Annotated in this window: 11 protein-coding genes; 1 reads left to right on the top strand and 10 read right to left on the bottom strand. The window is 43.1% G+C overall.

What is annotated here, in order from left to right; translation table 11 throughout:
• The first annotated feature begins 521 nt into the window (after positions 1-521).
• Positions 522-1,823: a DEAD/DEAH box helicase gene (locus B4K11_RS12985; RefSeq protein ID WP_292950663.1), complete on the top strand. Its 1,302-nt coding sequence runs from the start codon at positions 522-524 to the stop codon at positions 1,821-1,823.
• Between the two features lie 50 nt (positions 1,824-1,873).
• Here the strand turns inward: B4K11_RS12985 and B4K11_RS12980 are convergent, their stop codons facing one another.
• From B4K11_RS12980 to B4K11_RS12935, 10 genes are all read right to left on the bottom strand, one after another.
• The gene (locus B4K11_RS12980; protein ID WP_292950661.1) at positions 1,874-2,515 is read right to left on the bottom strand and encodes an FMN-binding negative transcriptional regulator; all 642 of its coding nucleotides are present in this window, start codon (positions 2,513-2,515) and stop codon (positions 1,874-1,876) included.
• Between the two features lie 212 nt (positions 2,516-2,727).
• Positions 2,728-3,555: a fatty acid desaturase gene (locus B4K11_RS12975; protein WP_292950659.1), complete on the bottom strand. Its 828-nt coding sequence runs from the start codon at positions 3,553-3,555 to the stop codon at positions 2,728-2,730.
• A 550-nt stretch (positions 3,556-4,105) separates the two neighbouring features.
• Positions 4,106-4,303: a hypothetical protein gene (locus B4K11_RS12970; protein ID WP_292952029.1), complete on the bottom strand. Its 198-nt coding sequence runs from the start codon at positions 4,301-4,303 to the stop codon at positions 4,106-4,108.
• A 91-nt stretch (positions 4,304-4,394) separates the two neighbouring features.
• Positions 4,395-5,042 carry an urease accessory protein UreG gene (gene ureG, locus B4K11_RS12965; protein WP_292952032.1) on the bottom strand — a complete coding sequence of 216 codons (648 nt, stop codon included), beginning with the start codon at positions 5,040-5,042 and terminating at the stop codon, positions 4,395-4,397.
• Positions 5,043-5,091: 49 nt separating this feature from the next.
• Positions 5,092-5,850 carry an urease accessory protein UreF gene (locus B4K11_RS12960; RefSeq protein ID WP_414689236.1) on the bottom strand — a complete coding sequence of 253 codons (759 nt, stop codon included), beginning with the start codon at positions 5,848-5,850 and terminating at the stop codon, positions 5,092-5,094.
• Positions 5,831-6,274, bottom strand: a complete 444-nt coding sequence (locus tag B4K11_RS12955) for an urease accessory protein UreE (protein ID WP_292952035.1) — start codon at positions 6,272-6,274, stop codon at positions 5,831-5,833. The genes B4K11_RS12960 and B4K11_RS12955 overlap by 20 nt, the downstream gene beginning before the upstream one ends.
• A 44-nt stretch (positions 6,275-6,318) precedes the next feature.
• On the bottom strand, positions 6,319-8,040 hold the full coding sequence (gene ureC, locus B4K11_RS12950; RefSeq protein ID WP_292952038.1) for an urease subunit alpha: 1,722 nt from the start codon (positions 8,038-8,040) through the stop codon (positions 6,319-6,321).
• On the bottom strand, positions 8,040-8,363 hold the full coding sequence (locus B4K11_RS12945) for an urease subunit beta (protein WP_292952041.1): 324 nt from the start codon (positions 8,361-8,363) through the stop codon (positions 8,040-8,042). Before B4K11_RS12945 ends, ureC begins: the two co-directional genes overlap by 1 nt.
• A 28-nt stretch (positions 8,364-8,391) precedes the next feature.
• Positions 8,392-8,694 carry an urease subunit gamma gene (locus B4K11_RS12940; RefSeq protein WP_292952044.1) on the bottom strand — a complete coding sequence of 101 codons (303 nt, stop codon included), beginning with the start codon at positions 8,692-8,694 and terminating at the stop codon, positions 8,392-8,394.
• 132 nt (positions 8,695-8,826) lie between these two features.
• Entirely contained in the window at positions 8,827-9,753 is a 927-nt protein-coding gene (locus tag B4K11_RS12935; RefSeq protein ID WP_292952047.1) for an urease accessory protein UreD, read from the bottom strand.
• Positions 9,754-9,813: the final 60 nt, after the last annotated feature.

Raw genomic sequence — 9,813 nt, 5'->3', positions numbered from 1 at the left:
ACTGTTTGCTGACTGTACGGCTGCAGCTATACGGTTCTTTTCAATGCCTACACCATGAATCGGCGTATTACCGATCACTGTTACACCTTCTAGTGTCGTTACATCAGCAGCGAAAACAGCACTACTACATGCGGCACCTGCGACTAATGGTAACCAATACTTTGTAGCTTTCATTTAACGTCCATTCCATTAAAAACTTTCACGAAATTAATAACTTACTTACATCAGACGTGGACATTAACATATAGACAAACAGAAAATAATAGAACTTCCTACCTAACTATCCGAACCTTCTTGCGGGAAATATTCCCAAATAACCGGGAGAAACTCACATGCCCGCAATAAAACACTGAAAATAACAAAATTTATATACTGTAACCGTACTAGTTAGTCGTTAAAGCCACAGTTTACTCAGTTATAGGCAGCCGCTGAATCGGAAGACTCAGCTAATTCTATTCAAAGAAATTAGTGTGATACTGCTATAATCTCCGAATACCTACTTACACTCCAAAAGAGCCTCTATGACATTCTCAAGCCTTGGCCTATGTGATTCCATTGTAAAAGCAACTGAGCAACTAGGTTTCACATCCCCCACCCCCATTCAGAATCAGGCCATTCCCATCATTCTTTCGGGGAAAGACCTCATTGCTACAGCTCAAACAGGCACAGGCAAAACTGCAGCATTTACACTGCCTATCCTTGAGTCATTCAACAAAGAACGAAAATTACGTGGCAAACGCATACGCGCACTGATTATTACGCCTACACGTGAATTGGCAGTACAAGTTGCTGCTCATGTAAAAGAGTACAGCCAGCACCTTAAACTCTGCTCCTTAGCTGTATATGGTGGGGTCGATATTCAACATCAAAAGGAACGGTTAATCGAAGGGGTCGATATTTTAGTCGCCACGCCAGGGCGCCTTCTAGATCTCGCCCATCAACGCGCATTACATTTCGATGAGCTTGAAGTGCTTGTCCTAGATGAAGCTGACAGAATGGTAGATATGGGTTTTGTAGACGATATCTACAAAATCATAGAACGCCTGCCTGAAAACAGACAAAATTTACTCTTCTCCGCGACGATGAATGACACTGTTCGCGCCATTGCTAATGAATTTACCGATAGCAAAATCGGTAAGCCCGCTGTTGAAATATCTACCTCACCGAAAGCAACCTCGGCCGAAAGCATCAAACAGTGGTTAATAACCGTCGACAAAGATACTAAATCTGCACTACTCAGCCATCTAATCAAAGAGTATAACTGGGACCAGGCACTCATATTCATCGAAAAGAAACATGGAGCAGCCAAGCTCGTCGACCAGTTGGCCAAAAGAGATATTAAAGCTAATGCCATACATGGTGATAAGAGCCAAGCTATGCGAGAAAAAATCCTTGCAGATTTCAAATCTGGGAAGCTTAAATACCTTGTCGCAACAGGTGTTGCTGCTCGCGGGATCGACATTGGTGAATTAAGCCGCGTAGTCAATTATGACCTACCCTTTAAACCTGAAGAGTATATTCACCGCATAGGTCGAACCGGTCGAGCAGGCGCTACTGGCGAAGCGATATCACTGGTTTCTTGGGGTGATTTTAAAAACTTATGCGCCATTGAAAGCCGATTAGACCACCTAATTGACCGCAAAGAGGTCGAGGGTTTTCCAGTAAGAAAGGTCGTACCTATCTCAATTTTGAACTATGTACGTAAAAGCAAAGCACCTTCACCTAAGCCAAGGCCAAAAACGGAAAAGCACAAAAACAAAACGACTAAAAAAAGTAAACACTCCAAAGATGGGGATAGGCAAAACAGGGATATTTGGGGCTAACTCCATTAAGGGGCGTGGCGCCCCTTTACACTATAGACAGTGCCTAGTAACTATTCGCCTTTCAGCAGATTTCTACTTATCAGAGAGGCTATCTCACTCAGGTTATTCTCTTGCGAATTACCCAAGCCATTCACAACTCCACGCTGATTGACTTCAGGCTGATTCTGGCTCAGTTTCCACTGACCTGTTATTGAGGCCACATCTATTTGAACACCCACAACCGCAGGAAGCATTTTCTGAATATAAGGCTCCGGTGCATCAGTGATTGACCAAGGCTGGTCCGAATTCCTTTCATGGACCGTTGTTAGACTATCAATAAGCCCGTATACCCATTCGTTATCATGAATAAAAGAAACATGACCTTTCGCGTGCACAACCACATAATTCCAAGTTGGTACGGCCTTGCCTGTCTCTTTTTTTGTCGGGTAATGATTAGGTGATATATAGCAGTTAGGGCCGTTAAAGATAACTAAAACATCAGCGCCATCCTTAACTGACTTCCACAGCGGGTTGGCCTTAGCTATATGGGCCTTAATAAATAACTTGTCTGTCTCACCAGAAATAATGACGGGTAGATGAGTTGCTTCAATCTCCTCTTCAGACTGAGTTATCAAGGTTGCAAAAGAATACTTCTGCATCATAGCAATAAGCTCTTCTGTGTTCTCTTGCCTAAACTTTTTAGGGATAAACATGGCTGCTCCTTAATTACTTATGGGGCACTAGAAAAGGATGAATACAAACGAGAGATAGAGCAGGAAATATCATGACAGCAATCAAACAGCTAGAAGATCCCTTCACGAACAACAAAGGGATAACCCTATTTCTCCAACAAGCTATCTACGGGCTCATCGAATCAATAAGATTACCCACTATAAGCTACATATAGCAGAAGAAACGAAACAGTTTAGCCGCCTAAAAAGACGCGCGTTAGAATCGATTTCTGATAGAGGTATTCAGGGATTTTATCTTCAATCTTAGCATGCAAAGCGGGCAATTTTGACCAATGTACGCCTTGTTTATGATGATGTGCCGTATGGTAACCCAAATTACCTGTTAAACGGTTAAACAATGGATCCAAATTATTGTAAGAGGCTTCAAACTCATTTTGTGTATCAAGACCTGAATGGTGCTCGTAAGTCACATAAGCCGTAAATAAAAGGCTAGTGATCATCGGCAGTACAAACAGTAGTAGACCGGCAACGGGATTGAACCAAACAAGTACAGCTACAGCAGCAAAAGTTAAAGCTGTATAAAGTAAGAATGTCGGCAGTTGCTTAGGGTGTTTTTTGCCGACTTGATAACCCCTTGGGTAAGCTGTCAGTGCAACATCTAGCGTATATTCAATCATCCCCATTTGAGTACCATCTTTGCGCTTCCAACGGCTTTCATCTTCTTTCTGGTCAAGAAAATTTAGATGATGACCTAACACATGATGAAGACGCCAGAGGTGCGTAGTAACCCCTGTATGCAAAGCATAAACAAACTCTAACCCACGATTAAGATAAGCCTGTCTAAACGTAAATAGATGCTGATGATGATGGTTCCATGCACAAATAACCCCCTTAGGAATGATCATCAAAAGATAATATCCAATCAAGAGGCCTACGTTACTCACGGTAAAGTACAAAACAAAATCAAGAACAGTTAAGGCAAGAACGATACAGACAGGCCAGCGATCTTCTTTATATCTAAAACCGCTCAAGCCTTTTCGTTTTTCTGATATTTTAGTCACACACTTTTCCAGTAACGCATACCCTTCTCTACAAGAGCATGTTAGTAAAATTATTATCTTGCTATAGGCGATCATGCTACCTGAAAACAACACAACAGATAGTATATCTACTCTCTTAAGTCTGAGATCGACTAAGAGTGTAAAAATGCGGAGTTAAGATAAAGTAAAAGTATGGCTCTGTATATAAGCAAATAGGTTGTTGAAGCAGCTATTAGTCGGTATTTACTGCCCTCGATCAACATTATGACTAACTGTTTTATACGTTCCTTTCAGTAGACTTACTTTCATAAAGGGAATAGATATTAGGTACATCTTCATATATGCAAGTCGCCCTCAGGTGAAAATAGTCATCAGCTCAATATAAGAAAACTCTCCTCTATCGTATTTAACACTCAACCCCCCTCGCGAATAACCACTGAAGCACTCTACACGCTGGTACAGTAAGTTCGTTATAAAATCATTCTTAATGCTTGCTTGATCCATTAACAAACAAAAATACCTGCCCAAGTTAACGAGCAGGTATTAAAATAAAACCGATTAATTATCAGAACTAAACGCGATTTTTAGTCATTTTACGTACTGCAAAAATTACAACCGCAGCCACCAAACCAGAAAGCGCGAGATGATCAGGCTCTGTCATGAAATGAATAATTCCATTGAGCGCATTAGAGTGTTCGGAATGAGCAAGTGCAGGTAAAGATAGAGACATAATTGCCACCATATTCGCCGCTTTCGTATACATCTTCATGTAAATTTCCTTTAGCTACGTTCGAGAATATCTGTCGAGTTAACCGCTTAAATTTTAAAGCTACAGTTTAAAATTGCAGTTTTTCTTCTATTTACACAACCGCTTGCGCAGGTGGGATGGCTTTAGCCGCCAACATACCTTCACTGATAATAAACTGAATGATATCGTCCAGCCCTTTAGCTTGTTTCAAATTAGCAAAAACAAACGGACGTTCAACACGCATTCTTTTTGCATCAACATCCATCACATCAAGTGAGGCTCCAACCAAAGGCGCTAAATCTATTTTATTTATAATCAACAGATCTGATTTAGTGATACCGGGACCTCCTTTACGAGGGATTTTATCTCCTGCAGAAACATCAATCACGTAGATAGTCAGGTCGGATAGCTCTGGGCTAAATGTTGCACTCAGATTGTCGCCACCACTCTCTACAAATACAACATCAAGGTCACCATGACGCTCAACCAGTTGATCAATCGCAGCTAAGTTCATGGAAGCATCTTCACGTATAGCCGTATGAGGGCAACCGCCCGTTTCTACCCCTATAATTCGATCTGCACTCAGCGCTTCATGCTCTGTCAGAAACTTTGCGTCCTCTTGTGTATAGATATCATTAGTAACCACCGCGATATCGTAATAATCTTTCATAGCAGCACAGAGGGACCTTAAAAGTGCTGTTTTACCGGAGCCTACAGGCCCACCGACACCAACGCGCAACGTTTGCTTTGGTTTACTCATTTTTTACTTACCTCAATTTTATCTCGCTAAAGCCGTGTCAAACTGACATCTATGAGCGAAATAGACGTGAATATTGCTGTTCATGCAGGGCACTTGCGATCGCTAAAGCGGGCAGACCTGCGCCAATCTGTTCTTCATCAATGTGTTGCGCACGCATCAACGCGTGGCTCAATACAGGCTGAAGCTCACCCAATAGAATCTGTGATTGGGTTTGACCTAGCGGCACAAGTTTGGTCGCAGCCGCCACTTGGTTTTCTAACCACGACCATGCAAAACCCAATGCTGCAGTTTGACTATCTATCTCCCAATGAGAAGCTGCTATTGCGAATAGACTCACAAAACTAATCTGATCGGGTGTGGTACCACGCCCATGAGCAAATGGCTGAGGGATATCCAAACTATTAAGCAAACGCACGAGGGCTTCCCCCATCGCTGTATCCGTTAGCCTTAGCTCTTTTGTCTCTCGACAAGCAAGCACAAGATCATTAAGACGGATCACTTCAGTCCAGTTCTGCTTCATGGCCTCAATCATAAGTAAACGCAGCGCAGGCAAATCAACTTGAGCAATCGAATGCAGTAACTGCATCTCTAACCATTCATGTACATCATCCTGTTTACAGACCCACCCACAGTCTATTGCGTATTCCAAACCTTGAGAAAAAGAGTAACCACCTACAGGTAAGCCAGCACTACTGAGCTGCATTAAACGAAACAAAGCTCGATCATTTACTTTAAGCTCAATGCTTACCGGTGCCCCCTCATCTGCAACGGCCACTTGGTCCCTTCCGTCAATCGTGTGAGTGACCATGGCTATATGCTCCTGATTCTGGCACAAACACGGATTCCTCATGACTCACAACAAGCCCCAACTGAACAAGCATCTCTTCAAGAACATGATCAGGTTTAATCCGTAACCAACGCTCACCGACTTCGATTTTTGTATGGCGATTCCCTAAGTGGTAGCAGGCTCGTGAGAACCTATGCCAATCATCGCTTGATGCTAATGCAACAGATTCAACAGCACCTAAAACTTTGATAAAACGGCCACAACTACTTTTTAGAAATTCACCCACTTGCAACGGTTTCCCTCTCTCCAGAAAAACACGCACCTCTTCACCTCGATCACTCACTAACTTTAACCGCCCCCGATCGCGCTGTTCATGGGTTAAAAGCACCGTACAATCGGATTCTTCGTGACAGTGTGTACCTAAACGTTCATAAACTTCTAACATGAGAATTTTAATCTCCTAGAGCACCGATCAAAATAGAGCACCAATTAAAATAAGGTATACAACTGCGCTAGTGGCAATTTATCGGCTGGTTCGCAAGTCAGCATTTCACCATCCGCCCGCACTTCATAGGTTTGCGGGTCCACAGTGATATCTGGCATCCAGTCATTGAGTACCATATCTGATTTACTGATATTACGAGTATTTCGACAAGCCGATAACCGGCGCTGTAAGCCTAAATTTTCAGCAACATTGTTGTCCAATGCCGCCTGACTCACAAAAGTGACACTCGTTTTAGCCGGGGCCGAACCGCATGAACCAAACATAGGTCTGTAGTGCACGGGCTGTGGTGTTGGAATGGATGCATTAGGGTCACCCATTGGTGCAGCGGCTATCATGCCTCCCTTGATGATCATCGAAGGCTTAACACCAAAGAAAGCAGGTTTCCAAAGCACTAAATCAGCTAGTTTACCCGCCTCGATAGAGCCCACTTCATGTGAGATACCATGCGTGATTGCAGGATTGATTGTGTATTTAGAGATATAACGCTTCGCTCGAAAGTTATCCGTTCCAATTTCAAGGTCTTCTGCGAGCAAACCAAATTGGATCTTCATTTTATGAGCCGTTTGCCATGTGCGCGTGACGACCTCTCCTACACGTCCCATCGCCTGAGAGTCGGATGAGATCATGCTAAAAGCACCACGATCGTGAAAGATATCCTCGGCAGCAATTGTCTCTTTACGAATTCGAGAATCAGCAAAAGCAACATCTTCAGGTATATTGCTGTCCAAGTGATGACATACCATCAACATATCCAAATGCTCATCAACGGTATTCACTGTGAATGGACGTGTAGGGTTTGTTGAAGACGGCATCACATTAGGATATGAGCAAGCTCGAATAATATCGGGTGCATGCCCACCACCGGCTCCTTCCGTATGGTAAGTATGAATGACGCGATCTTTAAATGCGCCAATGGTGTCATCTACGAAACCTGATTCGTTTAATGTATCGGTATGAATTGCTACTTGTACGTCATACTTTTCTGCCACAGTTAAGCAGTTATCGATCGATGCAGGTGTTGTTCCCCAGTCCTCATGTAATTTTAAACCGCACACACCCGCTTCTAACTGTTCTTCTAGAGCTTGCGGCAAACTCGCATTTCCTTTACCTAAAAAGCCCAGATTCATCGGCATATTATCGGTAGCTTGCAACATTTTGCCTATATTCCAAGGGCCAGGTGTACAAGTTGTTGCATTAGTGCCTGTCGCCGGGCCAGTTCCTCCACCAATCATGGTCGTAACACCTGACATAAGCGCTTCATCAATCTGCTGCGGACAGATAAAGTGAATGTGAGCATCTATACCACCAGCGGTAATAATAGAACCTTCACCGGCAATAATCTCTGTACCGGGGCCAATCACGATATCTACATTGTCTTGTATATCAGGGTTCCCAGCCTTACCTATTTTGGCAATACGCCCTTCTTTGACACCAATATCCGCCTTAACAATTCCCCAATGATCCAAAATAAGCGCATTAGTAATCACCAAATCCATAGCGACATCATTGGTTAATTGACTTTGCCCCATACCATCACGAATGACCTTACCACCGCCGAACTTCACCTCATCACCGTAGGTCGTAAAATCTTTTTCTACTTGAATCCAAAGTTCGGTATCACCTAAACGGACCTTATCACCTGTAGTGGGCCCAAACATTTGAGCATAACTTGTGCGATCCATTGTTTTATTCGAAGAATCACTCATTAGCCTTCTCCCTCTGTATCAACAGGTCCCATCACATCACCACGAAACCCATAGATGGTTTTGCTACCCGCATACTCCACCAGCTCAACCTCACGGCCTTGACCGGGCTCAAAACGTACCGCGGTTCCTGATGCAATATTAAGCCTATACCCTTTGGTCGAATCACGATCAAAAACCAGTGCAGGATTAACTTCGTAAAAATGGTAATGAGAGCCCACTTGAATAGGGCGGTCACCGCTATTTTCTACTCTTAGAGTATGAATTTTTCGACCTGCATTGAGTTCGATTACCCCTTCTGCTGCTTGTATTTCACCTGGAATCATTGGCTTATCCTCTTAGCAATATCAGGGACTAGTTAATTGGGTTGTGTACAGTGACAAGCTTAGTACCATCAGGAAATGTAGCCTCAACTTGTACCTCATGAATAAGCTCAGGCACGCCGTCCATTACCTGCTCTGCAGAGAGAAGGTTTTTGCCGTAGCTCATCAGCTCAGCAACTGTTTTACCGTCGCGTGCGCCTTCGATAATCTCCATAGAGATAAACGCCATCGCTTCTGGATAGTTCAGCTTCAAACCACGATTCAAACGCCTTTCTGCTAATAACGCGGCGGTAAAAACCAGTAATTTATCTTTCTCTCTTGGTAACAATTCCATAATTCACCTCTTAGCTAGCGCTTTAAAAAGCGATTCAATTATGTTTATTTTAAAATCTAACTAGCTGAAATAATTTGCTTTAACCTCATTCACCGATGAGAGCTCTATATCTATTGTGAAGGCATCATAAAACTAGGTAGCCCAAATTCTTGGTTCACAGGCACTACGCTCAATAAGCTGGGGCCTTATTTTTTCCCAGCATTCTATAAAAAGAAGTCTTGCTTGCTCTGAACAATTGCCCAGATAGCGAATTTGTATAAATTCGCCGTTTAGGCTAATCGCCGCTAGTACAGTTTGTTCTATCTCTTTGTATTGGCTATTTAAAAAACCACAAATCGTTTGTAAATCTTTAACTAGAATCTCTGACTTTTCCTGCTCAGCCACATCAAATGGCCCCGCTATCATTAAGGCATTGACGGAGCAATTAGCCAAACCCGCTTTACTCAACATGAAATTATGTTCGTCTGGTTTAAGTACAAGCGCCTCTCTCAACGTTAAGCGCCCTTCTTTAAACACTTGCAGTCGCTGCCTGAGGGAACCCGAAGTGAATGGCTGATTGCTGGCAGTCAAACCCAAGCAACTAATCTCCCATGCAATAACTGAGGCATTTTTCTCTAGATGAATATCTGTATTGAGTTGGGTATTTGCACCGGGATAGATAATATTTTCTAAGGGGAGCCACTCTAAAGTACTGTCAGGGCCTAATCGCAGTTGAATGTGCTGGGTCTGGAGTGTTCTGTCAGCTCTAGCTTTATAAACCCGCCCTGCGCCTGGGGTAGTTATCAATGATTGCGCATCATTTTCCATATCGACATTAATCTTAAGATCATCTCCAGATACCATTCCACCTGGAGGATGCAACAGATAAATATGCGCTAAATTTTTTCCTTCTGGGTAAAACGCTTTTTGCACATAAAGAGGGCCTTTATGGCGACACTGCTTTAGCACTGAACCCCTCAGCGTTTTAGAAAGACCTAAACTTAATTCAGCTTCCCATTTCGCTTGTTTGACCGTATTCATAGGTCCTGTTTGCGGTAAAGGCGTTACCCGATTGTTCATCCCAATCCTACTAGTTACCATCAATTAATTGACTTGGACAACCAAGCCTCCTAGTCACCA

Source organism: Neptuniibacter sp. UBA6509 (assembly GCA_002435145.1).
In the GTDB taxonomy this organism is placed as follows: domain Bacteria; phylum Pseudomonadota; class Gammaproteobacteria; order Pseudomonadales; family Balneatricaceae; genus Neptuniibacter.
The sequence above is the reverse complement of the archived record's forward strand: the minus strand, read 5'-3'. Positions and strand labels throughout refer to the sequence as shown.

Excerpts from the sequence above, each read along its gene's own strand:
- B4K11_RS12985 (WP_292950663.1), top strand. The coding sequence starts at position 522 with ATGACATTCTCAAGCCTTGGCCTATGTGATTCCATTGTAAAAGCAACT.
- B4K11_RS12980 (WP_292950661.1), bottom strand. The coding sequence starts at position 2,515 with ATGTTTATCCCTAAAAAGTTTAGGCAAGAGAACACAGAAGAGCTTATT.
- B4K11_RS12970 (WP_292952029.1), bottom strand. The coding sequence starts at position 4,303 with ATGAAGATGTATACGAAAGCGGCGAATATGGTGGCAATTATGTCTCTA.
- ureG (WP_292952032.1), bottom strand. The coding sequence starts at position 5,042 with ATGAGTAAACCAAAGCAAACGTTGCGCGTTGGTGTCGGTGGGCCTGTA.
- B4K11_RS12960 (WP_414689236.1), bottom strand. The coding sequence starts at position 5,850 with ATGGTCACTCACACGATTGACGGAAGGGACCAAGTGGCCGTTGCAGAT.
- B4K11_RS12955 (WP_292952035.1), bottom strand. The coding sequence starts at position 6,274 with ATGTTAGAAGTTTATGAACGTTTAGGTACACACTGTCACGAAGAATCC.
- ureC (WP_292952038.1), bottom strand. The coding sequence starts at position 8,040 with ATGAGTGATTCTTCGAATAAAACAATGGATCGCACAAGTTATGCTCAA.
- B4K11_RS12945 (WP_292952041.1), bottom strand. The coding sequence starts at position 8,363 with ATGATTCCAGGTGAAATACAAGCAGCAGAAGGGGTAATCGAACTCAAT.
- B4K11_RS12940 (WP_292952044.1), bottom strand. The coding sequence starts at position 8,694 with ATGGAATTGTTACCAAGAGAGAAAGATAAATTACTGGTTTTTACCGCC.
- B4K11_RS12935 (WP_292952047.1), bottom strand. The coding sequence starts at position 9,753 with ATGAACAATCGGGTAACGCCTTTACCGCAAACAGGACCTATGAATACG.